The sequence below is a fragment of the Armatimonadota bacterium genome (assembly GCA_031459715.1).
Classification (GTDB): Bacteria; Sysuimicrobiota; Sysuimicrobiia; order Sysuimicrobiales; family Humicultoraceae; genus Humicultor; species Humicultor tengchongensis.
In genome coordinates, this window is record JAVKIA010000002.1 from 127,515 (window position 1) to 147,362 (window position 19,848).

At 69.6% G+C, this 19,848-nt stretch carries 19 protein-coding genes; 6 read left to right on the forward strand and 13 right to left on the reverse strand.

What is annotated here, in order from left to right; translation table 11 throughout:
• Nucleotides 1–75: 75 nt before the first annotated feature.
• The 9 genes from QN152_01655 to QN152_01695 all read right to left on the reverse strand — a co-directional run bounded on the left by QN152_01655 (nucleotide 76) and on the right by QN152_01695 (nucleotide 7,320).
• Nucleotides 76–780 (reverse strand): ABC transporter ATP-binding protein, encoded by a 705-nt coding sequence (locus QN152_01655; protein MDR7538225.1) that lies wholly within the window; start codon nucleotides 778–780, stop codon nucleotides 76–78.
• Entirely contained in the window at nucleotides 767–1,498 is a 732-nt protein-coding gene (locus QN152_01660; protein MDR7538226.1) for an ABC transporter ATP-binding protein, read from the reverse strand. The genes QN152_01655 and QN152_01660 overlap by 14 nt, the downstream gene beginning before the upstream one ends.
• Nucleotides 1,464–2,438, reverse strand: a complete 975-nt coding sequence (locus QN152_01665) for a branched-chain amino acid ABC transporter permease (protein ID MDR7538227.1) — start codon at nucleotides 2,436–2,438, stop codon at nucleotides 1,464–1,466. The genes QN152_01660 and QN152_01665 overlap by 35 nt, the downstream gene beginning before the upstream one ends.
• 1 nt (nucleotide 2,439) lies before the next feature.
• Complete coding sequence (locus QN152_01670; protein MDR7538228.1) at nucleotides 2,440–3,315, reverse strand: branched-chain amino acid ABC transporter permease; 876 nt, start codon at nucleotides 3,313–3,315, stop codon at nucleotides 2,440–2,442.
• 63 nt (nucleotides 3,316–3,378) lie between these two features.
• Nucleotides 3,379–4,575, reverse strand: a complete 1,197-nt coding sequence (locus QN152_01675) for an ABC transporter substrate-binding protein (protein MDR7538229.1) — start codon at nucleotides 4,573–4,575, stop codon at nucleotides 3,379–3,381.
• A gap of 119 nt (nucleotides 4,576–4,694) precedes the next feature.
• On the reverse strand, nucleotides 4,695–5,441 hold the full coding sequence (locus QN152_01680; GenBank protein ID MDR7538230.1) for a cytochrome C: 747 nt from the start codon (nucleotides 5,439–5,441) through the stop codon (nucleotides 4,695–4,697).
• Nucleotides 5,438–6,391 carry a cytochrome c3 family protein gene (locus tag QN152_01685; GenBank protein MDR7538231.1) on the reverse strand — a complete coding sequence of 318 codons (954 nt, stop codon included), beginning with the start codon at nucleotides 6,389–6,391 and terminating at the stop codon, nucleotides 5,438–5,440. Before QN152_01685 ends, QN152_01680 begins: the two co-directional genes overlap by 4 nt.
• 306 nt (nucleotides 6,392–6,697) lie before the next feature.
• A complete protein-coding gene (locus QN152_01690) occupies nucleotides 6,698–6,949 on the reverse strand; it encodes a hypothetical protein (GenBank protein MDR7538232.1) in 252 nt (83 codons plus the stop codon).
• Between the two features lie 14 nt (nucleotides 6,950–6,963).
• Nucleotides 6,964–7,320 carry a hypothetical protein gene (locus QN152_01695; protein MDR7538233.1) on the reverse strand — a complete coding sequence of 119 codons (357 nt, stop codon included), beginning with the start codon at nucleotides 7,318–7,320 and terminating at the stop codon, nucleotides 6,964–6,966.
• 343 nt (nucleotides 7,321–7,663) lie between these two features.
• Between QN152_01695 and QN152_01700 the strand changes: the two genes are divergently transcribed.
• Entirely contained in the window at nucleotides 7,664–8,413 is a 750-nt protein-coding gene (locus tag QN152_01700) for a metalloregulator ArsR/SmtB family transcription factor (protein ID MDR7538234.1), read from the forward strand.
• Nucleotides 8,414–8,599: 186 nt separating this feature from the next.
• Here QN152_01700 and QN152_01705 read toward each other — a convergent pair whose 3' ends face one another.
• Both QN152_01705 and QN152_01710 read right to left on the reverse strand, forming a co-directional pair.
• Entirely contained in the window at nucleotides 8,600–9,250 is a 651-nt protein-coding gene (locus QN152_01705; GenBank protein MDR7538235.1) for a response regulator transcription factor, read from the reverse strand.
• Nucleotides 9,222–10,859 carry a sensor histidine kinase gene (locus QN152_01710; protein ID MDR7538236.1) on the reverse strand — a complete coding sequence of 546 codons (1,638 nt, stop codon included), beginning with the start codon at nucleotides 10,857–10,859 and terminating at the stop codon, nucleotides 9,222–9,224. Before QN152_01710 ends, QN152_01705 begins: the two co-directional genes overlap by 29 nt.
• On the opposite strand from QN152_01710, the gene QN152_01715 reads away from it, so the two are divergent.
• A complete protein-coding gene (locus tag QN152_01715; protein MDR7538237.1) occupies nucleotides 10,858–11,634 on the forward strand; it encodes a hypothetical protein in 777 nt (258 codons plus the stop codon). The two genes, QN152_01710 and QN152_01715, sit on opposite strands and share 2 nt — an antisense overlap.
• A 6-nt stretch (nucleotides 11,635–11,640) precedes the next feature.
• Entirely contained in the window at nucleotides 11,641–12,591 is a 951-nt protein-coding gene (locus QN152_01720) for a cytochrome c3 family protein (GenBank protein MDR7538238.1), read from the forward strand.
• Between the two features lie 85 nt (nucleotides 12,592–12,676).
• Here QN152_01720 and QN152_01725 read toward each other — a convergent pair whose 3' ends face one another.
• Entirely contained in the window at nucleotides 12,677–13,378 is a 702-nt protein-coding gene (locus QN152_01725) for a CBS domain-containing protein (protein ID MDR7538239.1), read from the reverse strand.
• Nucleotides 13,379–13,407: 29 nt separating this feature from the next.
• Entirely contained in the window at nucleotides 13,408–15,681 is a 2,274-nt protein-coding gene (locus QN152_01730; GenBank protein ID MDR7538240.1) for an NADP-dependent malic enzyme, read from the reverse strand.
• Between the two features lie 424 nt (nucleotides 15,682–16,105).
• Here QN152_01730 and QN152_01735 point away from each other — a divergent pair, with 424 nt between their 5' ends.
• From QN152_01735 to QN152_01745, 3 genes are read left to right on the forward strand one after another with little or no spacing between them, the layout of a single operon-like run.
• Nucleotides 16,106–17,464, forward strand: a complete 1,359-nt coding sequence (locus tag QN152_01735; GenBank protein MDR7538241.1) for an NADP-dependent malic enzyme — start codon at nucleotides 16,106–16,108, stop codon at nucleotides 17,462–17,464.
• Nucleotides 17,465–17,509: 45 nt separating this feature from the next.
• Nucleotides 17,510–18,409, forward strand: a complete 900-nt coding sequence (locus QN152_01740) for an NAD(P)/FAD-dependent oxidoreductase (GenBank protein ID MDR7538242.1) — start codon at nucleotides 17,510–17,512, stop codon at nucleotides 18,407–18,409.
• A gap of 19 nt (nucleotides 18,410–18,428) precedes the next feature.
• On the forward strand, nucleotides 18,429–19,847 hold the full coding sequence (locus QN152_01745) for an NAD(P)-dependent oxidoreductase (GenBank protein ID MDR7538243.1): 1,419 nt from the start codon (nucleotides 18,429–18,431) through the stop codon (nucleotides 19,845–19,847).
• Nucleotide 19,848 lies beyond the last annotated feature (1 nt).

Sequence of the window (19,848 nt, forward strand, 5' to 3'; positions counted from 1 at the left end):
TGTCCAGGCTGCCGGCCGGGGCGGCAATCAGGCCGGCGCTGTATTCGACCACGCGCCAGGGGGAACGGCTCCCCCTCAAACTCCCAGGTAGGCGCGGCGCACGTCGTCGCGGTCCAGCAGCTTCCGGCCGGCGCCCTGCAGGGTTATGCGGCCGTTCTCCAGAACGTAGGCGCGGTCGGCGATGGCCAGGGCCTGCTTCACGTTCTGCTCCACCAGCAGGACGGTGGTGCCCTGGCGGCGGATCTGCGCGATGACGTTGAAAACGTTGCGCACGACGATGGGAGCCAGCCCCAGGCTGGGCTCGTCCAGCAGGAGCAGGATGGGGGCGCTCATCAACGCCCGGGCGATGGCCAGCATCTGCTGCTCCCCGCCGGACAGCGTCCCTGCGTCCTGCCGCCGCCGCTCTCGCAGCACGGGAAAGATCTCGTAGACGCGCTCCAGGCTTTGCCGCCGCGTGCGCCGGCCGCGGGGGGTGTAGGAACCCAGGAGGAGGTTCTCCTCGACCGTCATCAGCGGGAAGAGCTGTCGCCCTTCCGGCACGTGGGCGATCCCCCGGGCGGTGATGTGGTGCGCGCCCAGCCCGCCGATGCTCTCCCCGTTGAAGCGGATGGACCCGGCGCGGGGACGGAGCAGACCGGAGACGGCCCGCAGGGTCGTGGTCTTGCCCGCGCCGTTGGCCCCCACCAGCGCCACCAGCTCACCGGCGTTGACGGTGAAGGAAACGCCCCACAGCGTCTGCAGGTCCCCGTAGGCCACGTCCAGGCCGTCAACCTGCAGCATCTCCCGCCTCTCCCAGGTAGGCTTCGATCACCTGCGGGTTGCGGGCCACCTCCTGCGGTGGCCCCTCGGCGATCTTCTGCCCGTAGTTCAGCACCACCACCCGGTGGCTGATGCCCATGATCACCCGCATCACGTGCTCCACCACCAGGATGGTGAGGCCGCGGTCACGGAGCTGCCGGATCAGGTCCATCACCCGGTCCGTCTCCGTCGGGTTCAACCCCGCCGCCACCTCGTCCAGCAGGAGGAGCTGCGGCTGCAGCGCCAGCGCCCGGGCCAGCTCCACGCGCTTGCGGCCGGCCAGGGTCAGCGAGGCCGCCGGCCGCAGCGCCACCTGGGCCAGGCCCACGAACTGCAGCGCCTCCCAGGCCTTCCTCTCAGCCGTCCGCCGCTGCGGGTGACGCAGGAACGCACCCACCAGCACGTTCTCCAGCACGGTAAGGCGGGGGAAGGGACGCACGATCTGGAAAGTGCGTCCCACCCCCAGGGCCGCCATCTGGTGGGGCGGAGTTCCGGTCACGTCGCGGCCGGCATAGCGCACGCGGCCGCTGCTGGGCGGCAGGTATCCGTTGACCACGTTGAAGAGGGTGGTCTTGCCCGCGCCGTTGGGCCCGATCAGCCCCAGGATCTCCCCTTCGCCCACGGTGAAGGAGACGTCGTTGACGGCGGCGAGGCCGCCGAAGTGCTTACTCAGCCGGTGCAGCTGCAGGACGTCTGGCACGCGGCCACCTCCGGACGAGGAAGGTCCACCCGCCCGCGACCCCTTCGGGGGCAAAGCGCACGATCAGGATGATCAGGATACCGTAGATCAACAGGTTCGCTTGCTGGAAGTAGTTGCGAAAGAGGTCTCCCGCCGCCAGCAGCAGCACCGCGCCGATGGTGGGGCCGAAGACCGTCCCCGCCCCGCCGATGTAAGCGATCAGGGCCAGCTCCACGCTCACGCCGATGTCGAAGATGATGTGCGGCTCGAAGAAGGAGACGTAGAGGGCAAAGAGCGCCCCACCGGCGGCGGTGAAGGCGGCGCTGATCATGAACGCCAGAATCTTGTAGCGGGTGGGGTTGACGCCCATGGCCTGTGCCGAGTCCTGGTCCTCGCGGATGGCCTGCAGGTAGTAGCCGAAACGGCTCCAGGAGAGCCACCAGGCCACCAGCAGGGTGAGTCCCAGCAGCCCCAGCCCCAGGTAGAACTCCACCGTGCGGTCAAACAGGTTCAGGCCAAAAGGCTGGGGCAGGGTCTTGATGAACAACCCCTCGGCCCCGCCGGTGACGCGCTTCCAGTTGATCGCCACCAGGCGCAGCATTTCCGCCACGGCGATGGTGGAGAGGGCGAAGTAGGGACCGCGCAGGCGGAAGACCAACCACCCCCACCCCGCGGCGAAGAGCGTGGCCAGAGCCACACCCGCCAACATCCCCCACCACGGAGCCACGCCCAGGCGCAGCGACAGCAGCGCCATGGTGTAGCCGCCGATCCCCAGGAGTGCGGCGTGCCCCAGGGATAGCTGCCCGCCCCACCCGCCCAGCACATCCCAGGCCGTGGCCATGGCGGCGAAGAGGACGATGGCTACGCCCAGGTTCAGCCGGGTGGGGAAGAGCTGCGGGTAGAGGGCGAAGGCGGCGACGACCGCCGCCACAGCCAGCAGCATGCGCCCGGCGCGTTCCATCCTAGACCCGGCTCCTGCCGAACAGCCCCGCCGGCTTGAACAGCAGGACGAGGAGGAAGGCGATCAGGCCGAAGGCGTCGCGGTAGCCGCTGCTTACGTAGGTCGCCCCCAGCGACTCCGCCACCCCCAGGATCAGCCCTCCGCCGATGGCCCCCAGGACGTTGCCCATGCCCGCCAGCACCGTGACTACGAAGGCCTTCAGGGTGAAGACGCCGCCCACCGTGGGTATGACATACAGCACCGGCAGCAGCAGAGTCCCCGCCAGCATGGCCAGGGCGGTGCCGATGCCGAAGGCCAGCCCGCGGATCTGCGCCGTGTTCACTCCTACCAGCTCCGCCGCGTCCCGGTTCTGCGCCGTCGCCCGCATCGCCCGCCCCACCTCGGTGCGCGTAAGCACGGCGTACAGCCCGGCGATGGCTCCCACGGTGATGAGGAAGGACACCGTCAGCGGCAGGCTGAAGGTCACCGCACCCAGCCGCAGCGTGGAGGTGGAGTAGACGGTGTAAATGCTCTGCGGCTGGGCGCCGAAGCCAAACAGCAGCAGGTTGCTGATCACCAGTCCCAGGCCCACCGTCATCAGGATGGAGGAGTGCTCCGGGGCATGGGCGATGGGCGCGATGAAGAGCTTCTCCGCCGCGTAGCCCAGCAGCATCGCCGCCGGGAGGACGATGATGCTGGCCAGGTATGGGTCGAGGTGGAAGCGGGAGAACAGGAAGAGCGCCGCATACATCCCCAGCGCCAGGAACTCTCCGTGGGCGAAGTTCACCACGCGCATGACGCCGAAGATCAGCGAGAGGCCGATGCCCACGATGGCGTAGACGCCACCGGTGAGGATCCCGCTCACCACGACCTGGACGAGGGAGGTGATCTCGGTCATGCTCCCGTCACCACGCCCTCCAGCAACGCGGGCGGGAGGGATACCCTCCCGCCCGCAGGGTCGCTACCGCCGGTTCCAGGGAGGAGTGGGGTACCTCGGCCGCCCTGGAGCGATCTGCGTCGGGAAGACGGTAACGAACTTCCCGCCCTGGACCTGCTCCACCACCATAGGGATGGGGTTCTGGTTGCGGAACCCGGCGAAGTTCTGGAACTGGACCGGACCCACCGGGGTCATGAGGTTGGTGGCGGCCAGGGCGCTCATGATCGCCTTCTTCTCCATGCTCCTGGCGCGGTTGAGCGCGTCTGCGGCGACGATGAGAGCCATGTAGGCTTCCGCGGCGTGGTAGGAGGGTTCCCCTCCACCCAGGGCCGCCTTCAGCCGCTCATACAGCTCCCGCGCGCCCGGATACTTGACGTCCGGCGTCCAGGAGGTGGCGGTGAAGACCCACTCCGCGGCGTCGCCCGCGCCCTTGATGAAGGACTCGATGGCGAATCCTGCTGCGGCACCGGCGAAGAGCTTGGGGTTCAGGTTGACCTCCTTGGCCTGCCGCATGATAGCCACGGCGTCCTCCTCGTAGGAGACCATGAACACCACGTCGGTGTTGAGGATACGGAAGCGATTCAGCAACGGTCGGAAATCGGTCAGCCCGCGGTCGTAGGCTTCGCGCGCCACCAGCTTGTAGCCGCGCACCTTGGTGAAGGCTTCCGCAGCGTCGGCCACCGACTGCTCGAAGGCGCCGGTGCCCGCCAGGATGGCCACAGTCTGGATCCCGCCGAGAAAGTCGAACAGGTCGAACAGAGTGCGGGCGTAAGTGCTGGAGACGCTCTTGGCCCGGAAGACGTAGGGCGACCCGGGCTTGGTGATGCTGTCGTCGGCGCTGCCGGAAACCAGGAGTGGCATCTCCCGCCGTTCCATGTAGCCGGCCAGCGGCTTACTCACCCCGCTGCTGTAGGTGCCCAGGATAAGGGGCACGCCCTTGGCCAGCAGACGCTCCGCAGCGGATAGGGCCGCGGGGACGGCGCTGGCATCGTCCTCGATGAGCAGCTCCAGCGGCCGGCCCAGCACCCCGCCTTTCCCGTTGATCTCCTTCAGGGCGACGTCATAGCCGGCCATCTGCATCTTGCCGAAGGTGGCGAACCGACCGGTGAGGGAGGTGATCACGCCGATGCGCACCGGCTCCGGCGCAGCGGCTGGGGACGGCGGCACTAGAGCCGCCAGCAGGGCTACCACGGCTATGGTGACCACCAGGCGTACGCGCATGGCCTCTTCCTCCTCTGCAGGTTCCCCTGGCCAAGATACAGTGACGGGTACACCTGCCAGTAGCCTAGGATCTTTCGGGCACCGCCACATCGGGCCGACGCCTGATTCCGGAATCAGTCCTACTGCGGAGGGACGGACGGCAGGGCGGGCTGATCGGCGCCCTCCGGGAGCGGGCGCACAATCCCCGCCTCCACCAGGCGAGCGTACTCCTCGGCGTGCTCGCGGCGCAGCCGCTCCACCTCCACCTGCCCCGTGAACATGGCCGGGTCCATGGGGAATACCTCCGGACGGAAGTGCGCGTTGTAGAAGTGCCAGATGATCACGGCGGCCACGGCGAGAATGGCCTCCCCCCCGTGGGCCACGCGCGCTGCCGGCACCAGCACGCCGGGGAGGAAGCGGGCCAGGAACTCAGGGAACCACATGATCAGCCCAGTGGTGGCCATGATGGCCGTCCCCCAGACCACCGCCCAGTACTCAAACTTCTGCCGGTAGTCATAGCGGCCGAAGACTGGCCTTTCCCGGCGCATCCCCGCCAGGTAGGCGATGTCCAGCAGAACGTCGCGCACGTCGCGGAAGGTGATACTCATGGTACCGCGCTCGCGGCCGGCCCGCCGCGCCGCCAGGACCGCGCCGATGTGGTAGAAGGATTGCAGGATGAGTAGGACGGCGAAGGTGCGGTGGATCAACCGGGTAGTCTCGATCCCCCCCATCAGCCGGATGATCCGCTCCGCCCACCCGGTGAAGAAGTACTTCTGAGGCAGGCCGGTGAATGCCAGGACGTTGAACGTGATGATGAGCAGAAAGTGCTCGATCCGCTGGGCCAGGGTGAAGCGCTGCACCGCAGGGCCGGGATGGCGGGATCTCACCTCGGTCTCCCCTTCAAGCGGTCCCCTGCCCAGCGGCTCAGGTCCAGCACGGTGAGCACCGCCAGGAAGCCCAGGACCGCGGGAATGAGCACACGGTAGAAGATCTGCACGTACCACACCAGGGGCGAGGCGCCGGGGCCGGGCGTTTTGTGCTCGGTCCAGGCGCTGGCGAAGAAGCGGCCTGCGGTGGGATGGCACCGCCGGCAGGTCGTCAAGATGTTTCGCGGGGCCACTGGGGCCGCCGGGTCCTCGGTGTCCTTGATGTCGTGTACGCCGTGGCAGTCGTAGCAGATGGCTGCCGGGGTGGGACTGTAGGGTTTGGTCAGCTTGTAGAGAGCGGTGGTCACCCCGTGAAACTCTCGGGTGTATGCTTCATACACCGGGAGCAGCCCGTAGCGAGCCATGATCTGCGGGTCTCCGTGGCAGGTGCCGCACAGCTGCGGTGTGTTGTTGCGAAAAGCGGGCGCGCTGGCCCGGACCACATCGTGGGCGCCGTGGCAGGAGGTGCAGGTGGGCACGTCCGGAAAGCCCATGACTAGGGCCCGCCCGTGGATGCTGCCGGCGAACTGGCCTGCCTCCTGGCTGTGGCAGGTGGTACAGATCTGTGCCCGCGCCACCCGGTAGTCGCGCAGCGTCCTGGCGGTCAGCGGCGGGTGCGGGTAGCGAGTGTGGTCGGGGTGGCAGGTGGCGCAGGTGAGCGCGCTGCCGTGGGTCGAGCGCCGGAGGACGGCGGGGTCAACGCTGATGGGGAAGGATTCCCCGCCAGGAAGGGTCAGGGTGAGGCCCGCGGCGCCGTGGCAGGCGAGGCAACCCTCCTCCTGGGAGGCGGCTCCAGCCGCCGCCGCGACCACGGTGCCGACACCCACGGTCAGCAAGGCTACGGTCCCGGCAAGGGCGACGAGGGAAACTGCAAGCAACCGGCGACGGCCCACCGCAACCTCCGGCTTCACTGTACCCATCGCGCGCAGTGAAGCTATCGGGTCTTGGGCCGATTTGCCATCCTCCCCTCACATCATGGCGACGCGGGCGAGATGCCCTGTCGCTTCAGTTCAGAAGCAGACGGCGTTGATCCAGGAGACAATGAAGGTAGCCACGGCGGCCGTTAGCAGGAGCAGGGCCAGGTAGCCCCAGACAGCGTACCGCTCTCCCCGGTCTGGCATCTCTCCTCCCCTCCCCCGGTACAGAAAACCGCTGGCTCCCCACCAGAGACCGCCAATGCCTGGTGCTCGGCCGCACCCGGGCCCCGGGTACGGGGGCTAGCGGGCCAGGAGCACGACGTAAGTGGCGTACAGCCCCGCGACGATCAGCAGCGCGCCTACCAGGCCCATCATCAGGTGGAGGCCGATGGCCAGGCTGTCGGCAGCGCTCACGGGCAGCACTTCCGCTTGCGACGTTCTCCGCGCCGCAGCCCGGCGCAGCCGTGCGACCGCCGTGAGCAGCAGGAAGCTCCCCACCGCCACCAGGGACCAGAAAACCAGAAACGCCAGCGCGATGCCCACCGGATGCATCGTTACCCCCCCTCTCAGGCCGCGGGGGCAGGGTGGGGGACAGCCTCCTCGATGGCTTGCACGATGGCCTCCAGCCTTCCCGCCCCGCTCCCCTGACCGTCGTAGATACGCATCCCGTCCTCGATCAGGTCGAGCACCAGCACGCGGATCCTCTGGCAGACCCGGATGATCTCGGTGATCGCCAGCGGGTGCTCCCGCTCCACAATGCTGTCGGCGACGACGACGTCCGGACGACAGCGCAGGATGGAGGCTACCGCCTCGCCCGCCTCTCCCGCGACGCCCACAAGCTCCATCCCCTGGCGCCGCAGCAGCGCCTCCATCGCGCGGGCGAAGAGCGGGTGGCCGTACCAGACAAAGACCCTCGCCGGCATCGCCATCGCCTCCACCTCCACCGTAAACCGCAGGCTTGTCCGGACTCATCGAGCGGGTAGGCGATTCGTGGGCACAAAAGCGGACCAGCGGGCAGCTCCCCGGCCAGGGGGGTTCCGGTTGGCCCAACCGGATCAGCCGGGGAGCCGCCCTGGAGGCCTGCCGACACTCCCGGGCCGGTGCGAAAGGACTGGCCCCTTTGTCCCGCAGCCAGCCGCCGATCCCGCCCTTTCCGGGAGCGCAGCCACATGTGTAAACATGGACGGACCGTCGTTGCTTGCACATGTGACGGGCCGGTTTGACCCCCCGAAAGGCTGGCGGACCAGGCGATAGAGAAGGGTGGAGATGCCAACACGCCGAGAGTTTGCCCGTACAGCCCACGCCGCCAGGCTGCTCTCCTCTCCTACCCGGCTGCGCATCCTGGCGAGTCTCCTCCAGGCTGAGGCGTCGGTGAGCGAGCTGGCATCCCGGATCGGGGCCGACCGGTACCGACTCTCCTACCACTTGGCCATCCTGCGCCGGTACGCGGTAATCCAACCGGCATGGCACGGCCGTCTCATCGTCTATCGGATCGCAGCCGACGAAACCAGGCAGATTCTGGCCGCACTGGAGCGGTTTCGGATGCGCCATCTCCCCTCGGCCTCCGGCCGGGCGAAGGGCGCAAAGTGGCGAGGAGTACAGATGGAGCTGCAGCAGGCAAGAACGTGTTACGACCACCTGGGAGGCCTGGCCGCCGTCTACCTCCTGGCGGAATTCCTGCGCCGTCGCTGGCTCGTCCGGCGCAGAGACCGGGAGAACCCCGCCCGCATCTCGCCCGCGTACACGCTGACGATGCGCGGGGCGCAGGCGCTCATGCGCCGCCGTGTTAACGTGTTCTGGGCTCGGCGCAGCAGGAGGCGGCTGGCTTACGGGTGTCCGGACTGGTCTCCCAGCCGGCTACATCTGGGCGGCGCACTGGGGGCGGCGGTGCGGGTAAGTCTGGTCCGCAGCGGCGTCGTCCGCCTGCACAGGGACGATCGAACCGTGGTACTGCGGCGTCCTCTGGCTGCCTGGCTCGACGCCGGCGGAAGTGGAAGTGCGGCTGGAAGTCGATGACCATGGGCAGGCGCTGGGGCAGGGCGTCACTGGGCTCGGTGACGAACACCCGGGCAGCAGCAGGTGGGGCAGGCCGGCGCGGGCCAGGTGGCAGGCGGTACTCAGCCCGGTCACCCGCCGCCGATGATGACCACGCGGGGACCCGTCAGCCGGTTCTCCTTATCCAGCGACGACAGTTCCCGGCGCTCAGTGATCTCGGGACTTGTCCACCAGCCCCGCGCGTACGGCGTAGAGGGCGGCCTGGACCCGGTTTTGCAGGTGCAGCTTCTCCAGGATGTTACGCAGGTGGTTCTTCACCGTATTCTCCGAGATCTTCAGGTGAAAGGCGATCTCCTTGTTGGCCATGCCGCGGGCCAGCAGCTCCAGGACCTCCCGTTCCCGCGCGGAAAGGGCCTGGATGGAGGGTTCCGCGGGCGCAGCCAGCTCCCGCAGGATCTTGGCCGCCATGGTGGGGGCGATGGGCACCTCGCCGCGCTGCGCCTGGCGGATGGCCGTGACCAGCTGGTCCGGGTCCACGTTCTTCAGCAGGTAGCCTTGCGCGCCCACCTTGATGGCCTCAAAGAGATCCTCGTCCGTTTCGGAGACGGTGAGCATGACGATGCGCACGTAGGGCATCTCTTCCTTCAGCCGGCGGGCCGCGGTCAGACCGTCCATGCGCGGCATCTTGATGTCCATCAGCACCACGTCCGGCATCAGCTCGCGCGCGCGTTCCAGGGCCTCGTCCCCGTCGCTGGCCTCGCCCGCCACCTCCATCCCTTCCTGCTGCGCCAGCAGGTTGACCACCCCGCGGCGCCAGAGAGCGTGGTCGTCAACGATCAGCACGCGAATCGGCTCCATGCTGGGCCCCTCCCGGAATCCACAGACGTACCGTCGTCCCCTGTCCCGGGGCGCTCTCGATACTCAGCGTACCACCTATGCTCTCGGCCCGTTCCCGCATGGTGAGCAGGCCGAAGCGCGTCCCCCGCCCCGCCTCCACGGCTGCCAGGTCGAAACCCTGCCCGTCGTCGCTCACGGTGACCACCGTGCCGCCCCCGGGGTGGGGAGCGAAGCGGACGGTAACGGTCGTCGCCCTGGCGTGCTTGCGCACGTTGGTCAGCGCCTCCTGCACGATGCGGATCACCTGCGCCTCCACCGCCGGAGGGAAGTGCAGGTGGTCGCTCGCCTCCAGGCGCACTTCCAGCCCCGACTGCTCCCGCAGTCGCTGGACGTACTCACGCAGGCTGGCCACCAGTCCCAGGCCCGGGGCCGTGGCCCGCAGGCTGAGGATAGCCTGGCGCACCTCCTGGTAGGCCTCCTGCACCGCGGTGCGCATCTGCTCCAGCTCCTCCGCGGCCACGGCAGCCTGCCCGCGGTTGATCAGGTCCGCAGCCACCTTGGCCTTCAGGTTAACAAACCCCAGGACCTGCCCCAGGCTGTCGTGCATCTCCCGGGCCAGGCGGTCCCGCTCCTCCAGGATGGCCAGGCGGCGCACCTGCTCAAAGAGCTCTTCGGTGCGTTCCTTCACCTTCCCCTCAAGCTCCCGGGTCCAGGCCTCGGCAGCCTGCGCCGCCTGCCGGGCCATCTCCAGGGCCTGAGCCTGCGCACGCATTTGCCCCTCCCGTGCCTCCGTGAGGCGCCGGGTGAACTCCATGTCGAAGACCCGGAGGATGCGCACTCCGAAGACGGCAATCAGCCCCGCCAGCGCAGCGCGGAAGACCTGGGGCGGCATGCCCACCACGGAGAGGAAGCGGTCATAGTTCAACCAGGAGGCGGGGGCAAAGGGTGCCGGGGGGACGACCAGGCCGGCCACCAGGGCGTTGCCCAGGAAGGCCAGCGCCATCCAGTCGCAGTCCCGCCCGATGCGGGGGTAGCCGCCGCCGCGGAAGTGACGCCCCTGCAGGACCAGGGCTGCGGCGGCCAGCAGCGAGGCCGGCAGGTAGATCAGGTAGTGCGCCCAGATGTCCGCCACCGTCACCGATGAGCCCCAGGCAGGGGGCACCCCCGCCACACCGAGGGTCCCCTGGTCATGGCAGCGCAAGCAGGAGGGTGCCGCCGGGCTCCACCGCGCCGTCGCCAGCGGGTTGAGGTGCGGGGCCACCCCCCAGTTGGCCAGCCAGAAGAGGAAGAGGCCCAGGGGAATCCAGTTGAGCCAGCGGTAGCGAGGGGAGAGCCGCCCGATCAGCGTGGTGCCAAACAGCGCCAGCAGCACCGTGCTCGTGGCAAACAGCGCCAGGCGCACCACCCGCAGGGCAGTGACGGTGGAGGAGGCCAGGGGCACGGGGACCAGCAGCCACATGTCGATCCACTGCACGGCCCCATGCAGCAGGCCGAAAGCGGCCAGGTACTTGAGACTCTGGGCCAGGCGCAGCTCGGTGGTGCGGCGTGCCTCCAGGGCGATGGCCAGGCCCATGGCGAAGAAGGCCAGGCCGTAGGCAAAGAACACCAGCACCAGGCGCGGCGCGGCCATGCCGGTCGACTCCGCGTCCATCGTAGCGCGGGTACAGGGGCATCACATCCGCCCCTCGCCCGATGCCGATAGGGTTACAGCCCGATTCCGGGCGCTTCCCGGCGCTCCCTATGATGGGGTGGGCCAGTGCGACACGGTCTGGCGCAGCGGTGATCAGATGGCGCAGGACCCCAGGCAGCAGAGCCGCCGGCCGCAGCAGACATACGACCACGTGGTCCTGCCCACGGAAGCCTCCCTGCGCCGGCGGTCCTGGTACCGGAGCAGACCTCGGGCGCTGCTCACCGGCGCGGGGTCCATAGCAGTGCTGGCGGTGGTGGTGGCCGCGTTCCTGGCCAACACGGGCATCCCCACAGCGGGTCACCCCACCGCCGGCGCTCCCGTCTTCCCCCAGGTCCTGGCGGGCGCATCGCTGGTGCATGCGCTGCAAGGCCCGAGGGCGCTGGGCGAGGTGGCCCGGCTGCACGGTCGGCGCATCGACGCCGCCGATGCTGTCATCGGGCACTACGAGGGCGGCATCGTCCTCTGGATGACCAGGTCGCGCAACGCACTGCGGGCGACCACGCTTCTGTGGCGGATGAACCGGCGGATGGCGGGCGGGACGGCTGTCTTCACCTCTCCCCAGGCGAAAGAGGTCCACGGCCGCACCGCCTTCACCACCACAGGTCTGGGCGCACGTCACTTCTACTATCAGAGCGGCAGCAGGGTGCTGTGGCTGCAGGCCCCCGAGCGCCTGGCGACCTCCGCGCTTCAGGACCTGCTGGCGCACTATCCCTGATTCCCGATGCCGCCGGCACCGTCGGGCTGGCGCGCGACCGTACACAGATTCAGCGCCTGGCTGGGAACGCTGCCCCGTCCCATCCTCGTCGCCGGGGCGGCCCTGGTCCTCCTGGGCCTGGCCGCCGCGGCCTTCGCCGGGTACACCGCCTACGACTACACCATGAACAACCCGGCGTTCTGCCGCTCCTGCCACATCATGGAGGCGGCCTGGACCCGCTGGGCCTCCAGCGAGCACCGCATCGTGGCCTGCCACGCCTGCCACGAGCAGAGCATCACGGAGTCGGCCCGCCAGGTCATCGTCTTCGCCATGCGCCGCCCGGAGCGGGTGGGGCGGCACGCCCAGGTGCCGGCGGAGCGCTGCGCCAGCTGCCACGCCAGTGGCGACCCCCGCTGGCGGCAGGTGGCGGAGACGGCCGGGCACCGGGTGCATGCCGGGCAGAAACGCATCGAGTGCGTGGTTTGTCACTCACAGGCGGTGCACCGCATCCGGCCGGTGGAGGCGGTCTGCGCCCGGTGTCACCAGGCCCAGACCGCCGGCGCCCGGGCCATCAAGATCCCGCAGATGGCGGACTTCCACTGCGTGGACTGTCACCAGTTCCTGCGGCTGGACAGCCCGCTGCGGCCCACCCGCCTCACCTGCCTGAGCTGCCACCAGGCGCTGCCGCCTAAGAAGACCGCGGGCTTCCCGCCCCCGGTCGTCCACATCACCCTCACCTGCAGCACCTGCCACAAGCCGCACGAGCGGGCGCAGCCGGTGGTGGTCTGCACGGGCTGCCACACCGCGACCCGCCCGGCCCTGCACCGGCAGCCGGCCCACGTCGCGACCACCTGTGCCACCTGTCACCGGCCGCACGCCTGGCGGGTGGAGGCGCGGCAGACCTGCCTGACCTGCCACCAGGACAGGGCCACGCACAACGCGCCCCTGCCCTGCGCCACCTGTCACGCCTTCAAGTAGCTGGGCTCTGCGGTCGGGGAGCCAGGCTCACCAACCCTCAGGACGCGGGCCCTGCGCACCTCCGCCCGGGGAGCGGGCGCGAGCGCTATTCGCCGCTGGCGCGCACGTGGGCGGGAAAGGCGTGGTCCAGGTCGGCGGCATCTACGGCGATCAGGCCAGTGATCTGCTCCAGGCGCTGCAGCAGGGTGGCCCGCCGGCCGGGGGAAGCCAGGTGGCCGCGCACCGTGAGGACGCCGCGCCTGACGGTGACCCGCACCTCCTCCGTCGGCCAGAGGAAGCCCTCCACCGCCTGCCGCGCCTCTGCCGCCAGCTCCGCGTCTGGGCGCAGGAAGACCTTGAGGATGTCCGCCCGGGTGACGATGCCCACCACCTCCCGGCCACGGACGATGGGCAGGCGGTTGACCTGGTGGTGCACCATCCGCGCCGCCAGCTCGCCTACGGGCGTCTCCTCGGTGGCGGTGACCACGTGGCGGGTCATCACCTCGCCTACCGTGCGCCCCGCGGCCTTGCGGTGACCGCCCAGCCACCGCTCCAGCCACAGCCACGGCCCCGACCACTCCAGGAGCGGCTCCGCCGGCTTCGGTTCCGACGCCTTCGGCAGAAGGTCCGCCTCCGAGATGATTCCCACCAGGTGGCCTTGCGCGTCCACCACCGGCAGGCCGCTGATGTGGTTCCCCAGCATGAGCTGCACGGCGTCACGCACCGGCGTCTCCGGCGTCACCGTCAGCACCGGCGACGACATGATCTCTCTGGCCTGCACCGCATCTCCTCTCTTACCGCCGTTCATCTGCCTCGCCTCCCCTGGCCCGCGGCCGGTCAGCCGGCCCGGAAAGCCGTAGTGCCGCCACGGGCCATCTCCGCTGCATCCACCACGGCGATGGCGGCCATGTTGACGATGTCGCTCACCTCTGCGCCGCGGCTGAGCACGTGCACCGGCCTGGCCATGCCCATGAGGATGGGCCCGATGGCTACGGCCCCGGCCAGGTGCTGCAGCAGCTTGTAGCCCGTGTTCGCCGCCTCCAGGCTGGGGAAGATGAGTACGTTGGCCTCTCCGACCAGCGTGGAGAAGGGGTAGTCTGCCGCCCGCAGCCGCGGCGAGAGGGCAATCTCCACCATCATCTCCCCGTCGATCATCAGCTCCGGACGGCGGCTACGCACCAGCGCCGTGGCCTCGGCCACCTTCGCCGACCGCGGGTGACGGGTGGAGCCGAAGTTGGAGAAGGAGAGCATGGCCACCCGCGGAGTGATGTCGAACTCCCGTGCCTTCTCCGCCGCCATGATGGCGATGTCGGCCAGCTCGGCGGCGCTGGGGTCGAAGTTCACCGTGGGGTCGGCCAACAGATAGACCCGACCGTCGTGTACCACCACGTACAGACCGGCCACGCGGCTCACCCCCGGTGCCGGCCCGATCACCTGCAGCGCCGGGCGGATGACGTCGGGATAGTGGTAGGTCAGTCCCGCTACGAAGGCGTCCACATCACCCGCCCGCAGCATCAGGACGGCGAAGTAATTAGGCTGGCGCACCAGCGCCTGGGCCTCGCGTAAGGTGACGCCCTTGCGCTGCCGCAGCTCGTACAACGCTGTGGCGTATGCCTCCAGACGCGGGGAGAGATCGGGGTCGACGATCTCCGCGGGGATGGCCACCCCCATCTCCTCCATCCGCGCACGAATCACCGCCTCCCTCCCCAGGAGCACTGGCCGGGCCAGCCCGTCGCGGTGCAGGATGGCTGCGGCACGGATGATCTTGGGCTCCTCGCCCTCAGAGAAGACGACACGCTTGGGCGCCGCTCTGGCCTTTTGCGCGATTATGCGCGTCACCTCGTAACCGCGCACCAGGCGGTGGCTCAGCTCCTCGCGGTAGGCAACCAGGTCCACGGGGCGGCGGGCCACGCCGCTGGCCATGGCTGCCGCAGCCACGGCCGGAGCCACCCACAGGGGAACGCGCGGGTCCAGGGGCTTGGGAATGAGGTAGTCCCGCCCGAAGCGCAGGCTCTCCAGGCCGTAAGCGCGCAGCACGCTGTCCGGCACCTCCTCCTTGGCCAGGGCGGCCAGCGCCCGGCTGGCGGCGATCTTCATGTCGTCGTTGATGGCCCGGGCGCGCACGTCCAGTGCGCCGCGGAAGATGAAGGGGAAGCCCAGGACGTTATTCACCTGGTTGGGGTAGTCGGAGCGCCCCGTGGCCACGATGGCATCGGGGCGCGCTGCCCGCGCCTCCTCGTAAGGGATCTCCGGGTCGGGATTGGCCATGGCGAAGATAATGGGCTCACTGGCCATGCGCTGCACCATTTGCGGCGTGACGATGTTGGGGCCGGAGAGGCCGATGAAGACATCGGCACCAGCCAGGGCCTCCGCCAGCGTCCGCGCCGTGGTCTCCACAGCGAAGCGCGCCTTGTAGGGGTTCATCCCCTCGGTCCGCCCCCGGTAGATCACGCCCTTGGTATCCACCAGCATGATGTGCTCCCGTGGTGCGCCCAGCTTGACGAAGAACTCGGCGCAGGCGATGGCCGACGCCCCCGCGCCGCTGATAACGATGCGCACCCGATCCAGGGGCTTGCCCGTGATCTCCAGGGCATTGAGCAGGGCCGCGCCGGTAATGATGGCGGTGCCGTGCTGGTCGTCGTGGAAGACGGGGATGTCCAGCAGTTCCTGCAGCCGCTGCTCGATGTAGAAGCACTCCGGCGCCTTGATGTCCTCCAGGTTGATCCCGCCGAAGGTGGGGGCCAGGGCCCGGACGATGCGCACCACCTCATCGGGATCGGTGGCGTCGATCTCCAGGTCGAAGACGTCCACGTCGGCGAACCGCTTGAAGAGCACCCCCTTTCCCTCCATCACCGGCTTGCTGGCCAGGGCACCGACGTTGCCCAGCCCCAGGACGGCGGTGCCGTTGCTTACCACCGCCACCAGGTTGCCCCGAGCCGTGTACTGGAAGGCCTGGAGGGGGTCTTGCTGGATCTCCCGCACTGGCTCGGCCACCCCCGGCGTGTAGGCCAGGGAGAGGTCGCGCTGGGTGCCGCAGGGCTTGGTCACGGCTGTGGCGATCTTGCCGGGGCGCCCCCGGCTGTGGTACTCGAGCGCGTCCTGGCGTAGCATGCACAGTACCCTCCTTCCGCCGGCGAGGAGGTTGCCCGGGCAGTCGTACCCGGACCAGCCTATCGCCGCTTCTGTGGCCCTTCATCGGGCCGCAGCCCGATTTTACCCCTACACGGGAGAGCGGATGGGCGCGATGCAAAGAGCCTCCTCGCGCCGAGGGCACCGCAGGCGGTAAAATGCCTGTTGGGGCTGCCCGTGATCCCGCACCGGAGGGGCCGTCGAGCCATGGGCGGCGAGAGGCAGAGGTGAGGGTCGCGGTGATCTTCACGGCGGGCGGTCCGCGGGCTGGCCAAGCGCTCTTATTCCTGCGGACGGCGGCCGCCGCCACCCGTTTCTTTTCCCCCAGCCACACCGCCGTGCAGCGCGGCGACGACCAGTTCCCGGCGACCTGTTTCACCGCAGCAACCCAGGAGAGGAGGCTTCCATGACCCACCCGGATCCTGCCCCTACCGTGGAAGAACTGCTGGCCAAGGCACGGCAGCCGTCGGCCGACGCCCTGCGGCTGCATCCCTTCTACCGCGGCAAGGTCGAGACCGCCCTGAAGTGCCGCGTGCAGAGCTTTGACGACTTTGCCATCTGGTACACGCCCGGTGTGGCCGCGCCCTGCCGGGCCATCGCGGAGAACCCCGACCTGGTCTACGAGCACACGCATAAGTGGAACACCGTGGCCGTGGTCTCGGACGGCACGCGCGTGCTCGGCCTGGGGGACATCGGCCCCAAGGCCGGCCTGCCGGTGATGGAGGGTAAAGCTCTGCTCTACAAGTACCTGGGCGGCGTGGACGCCTGGCCCATCGTCCTGGACACCAAGGACCCCGATAAGATCATCGAGGTGGTGCTCCTCATCCAGCCCGGCTTCGGCGGGGTAAACCTGGAGGACATCGCCCAGCCCAAGTGCTTCCGCATCCTGGACACGCTGCGGCAGCGGGCGGAAATCCCGGTGTGGCATGACGACCAGCAGGGCACCGCCACCGTGATCCTGGCCGGCCTGCTCAACGCGCTGAAGGTGGTGGGCAAGAGTCTGCCCGAGGTGCGCATCACCTTCGTCGGCTGCGGCGCGGCCAACGTGGCTTCCGCCCGCCTGATCTTCGCCGCGGGCGCCACTCCCGGCCGCTGCCTGCTGGTGGACAGCCGGGGCATCCTGCACCGCGGGCGGCAGGACGTGGAACTGCGTAAGGCGGAGTTCGTGGACAAGTGGCGCTTCTGTCAGATCACCAACGCGGAGGGGCGCACCGGTGGCATCCCCGAAGCCATGGAGGGCGCCGACGTGGTCATCGCCATGTCCAGGCCTGGCCCGGGGACCATCCTCCCGGAGTGGGTCCGTCACATGGCCCCCGGCGCCGTACTCTTCGCCTGCGCCAACCCGGTGCCGGAGATCTGGCCCTGGGAGGCGACCGCCGCCGGCGTGGCCGTGATGGCCACGGGGCGGTCGGACTTCCCCAACCAGGTGAACAACTCCCTGGGCTTCCCCGGCATCTTTCGGGGAGCGCTGGACGTGCGGGCGCGCACCATCACCGACGGAATGTGCATGGCGGCGGCGGAGGCGCTGGCGGGCATGGCCGCGGAGAAGGGCCTCTCACCCGACTACATCCTGCCCACCATGGAGGAGTGGGAGGTCTTCCCCCGCGAGGCCGCGGCGGTGGCGGTCCGCGCGGTGGAGGATGGGGTGGCCCGCAAGGCCCTGACGTACCAGGAGGAGTTAGCCCAGGCTGAAGGGCTGATCCGTCGCGCCCGGGAGCAGACGCGGGTGATGATGGCCGAGGGGTTGATCCCCTCCGCCGCCTGACCCGCCCGGGACAAGGGAGCGGACAGAGGTCCAGGAGGGAGAGCCATGTACGATCTGATCGTCATCGGCGGCGGACCGGCCGGCCTGACGGCCACCGTCTACGCGCTGCGCAAGCGGCTGAACGTCCTGCTGCTGACCCGGGACCTGGGGGGCAAGACCAACTACCGGCTCCAGCTCCCCTTCGTGGAGCACCACCTGGTGATCACCGGAGAGGAGACGGTGAGCCGCTTTGCCAACGAGATACAGTACGTGGAGTTCGCGCGGGTCTTCACCCGGGTGGAGCGCGTGGAGCAGATCCCCGGAGGGTACCGGGTGCACACCCAGGCCGGGGCCTCCCACGAGGCCCGGGCGCTGATCATTGCCACCGGAGCCCTGGGCCGGCTGCTCAACGTCCCCGGGGAGCGCGAGTTCATGATGCGCGGCCTGTGCTACAGCGCGGTCTCCTATGCTCCTCTGTTCATCGAGCGGGAGGTGGCGGTCATCGGCGACAGCGCCCTGGCTCTGCGCTCCACGGCGGAGCTGGCGCGCACCGCCCGTCGCGTCACCCTCATCGCCCCCACCCGGGGAGAGCTGGACTCGCCCCTGGGGGCGCGGGTACTGGCCGCGACCAACGTGGAGGTGCTGCACGGGTTCCGGGTGGAGCAGTTCGTGGGGGACCAGTACGCGCGCGCCGTGGTGCTGGCCCGCGACGGGGAGCGGCGCGAGGTCCAGGCGGACGGTTTCTTCGTGGAGCTGGAACTGGTACCACAGTCGGAGCTGGTGGCCCACCTGGTGGAGCGCGACGCCGCGGGGCGCATCCGGGTGGACAGCCGCAACCGCACTTCTGCCCCGGGCATCTTCGCCGCCGGTGACGTCACCGATGTCTTCGCCGAGCAGGTGTTGATCGCCGTCGGAGAGGGAGCCAAGGCTGCGCTGGCGGCCTATGAGTACCTGCTGACCCAGTGAGCGCGGGAGCTCGGTAGGCATGCCGCGACTGGAGAAGAGGGAACGGCTGAAACTGCCGCACGTTCCGGTTCCCAGGCGCCCGCCGCAGGATCGAATCACCGACTTCCGGGAGGTAGGACTCACCTACACCCCCGAGCAGGCAGCCGCCGAAGCCGCGCGCTGCCTGGAGTGCGGCAAGGCGCCCTGCGAGGCGGCCTGCCCCCTGCACAACCGCATCCGCGGCTGGCTGGCCCTGGCCATGGACGGTCGGTTTGTGGAAGCGGCCCACCTCTCCCGCAGCACCAACCCCATGCCGGAGATCTGCGGCCGCATCTGCCCGCAGGACCGGCTCTGCGAGGGCGCCTGCACCATCGGGGTAAAGCGGGAGCCGGTGGCCATCGGCGCCATCGAGAAGTTCATCAACGAGTACGCCATCGCCCGGGAGGGGCTGCCCCTGCCCGACGTGGCGCCGGCCACGGGCCTGCGGGTGGGGGTGGTGGGTGCCGGTCCCGCCGGCCTGGCCTGCGCCCAGGAGCTGGCCTGCCGCGGCCACCACGTCACGGTCTACGAGCGCCAGCCTCTCCCCGGCGGACTCTTGCGCTACGGCATCCCCGGCTTCAAGCTGGAGAAGCATGTGGTCGACCGGCGGATCCGCTACCTGGAGCGTCTGGGCGTCCAGTTCGTCACCGGCACGCGGGTGGGAGACGACATCGCCCTGGAGGAGATGCGGACGTACTTCCACGCCGTCTACATCGCCAGCGGTGCCACCACACCCAAACGCCCCGCCCTCCCCGGCAGTGACCTGCCCGGCGTGGAGGACGCGCTGCCCTTCCTGGCCCGCAACGCCATGGACGATCTGGACCCGGCGGACCGTGACGACCTGCGCGGGCAGCGGGTGGTGGTCCTGGGCGGCGGCGACACGGCCATGGACTGCCTGCGGGTGGCCCGGCGGCTGGGTGCGGCCGAGGTGGTCTGCCTCTACCGCCGGGACGAGGCCAACATGCCGGGCAGCCGGCGGGAGGTGCAGGCGGCCAGGGACGAGGGGGTGGTCTTCCGCTGGCTCAGTGCGCCTGTGCGCTTCCTGGCGGACGGAGGGCGGCTGCGCGGCATAGAATGTGTCCGCATGGAGCTGGGCGAGCCCGACGAGGAGGGCCGGCGACGGCCGGTGCCGGTGGAGGGGAGCACGTTCCAGGTGCCGGCCGACCTGGCTATCCTGGCCTTTGGCTTCGACGGCAGCCCCCTCCCGGCGGCGGATGGGCCAGCCCTGCGCGGGGACGGGACCTACGTGGTGGACGAGGACGGCGCCACCACCGTGCCCGGTGTCTTCGCCGGCGGCGATGCCGTGCGCGGTCCCGACCTGGTGGCGACAGCGCTGCGCGACGGGCGGCGCGCCGCTGCGGCCATCGATCGCTATCTGCACCGGCGGCTCACTCACCCGCGAGACGCCGCGCCGGTGTAAC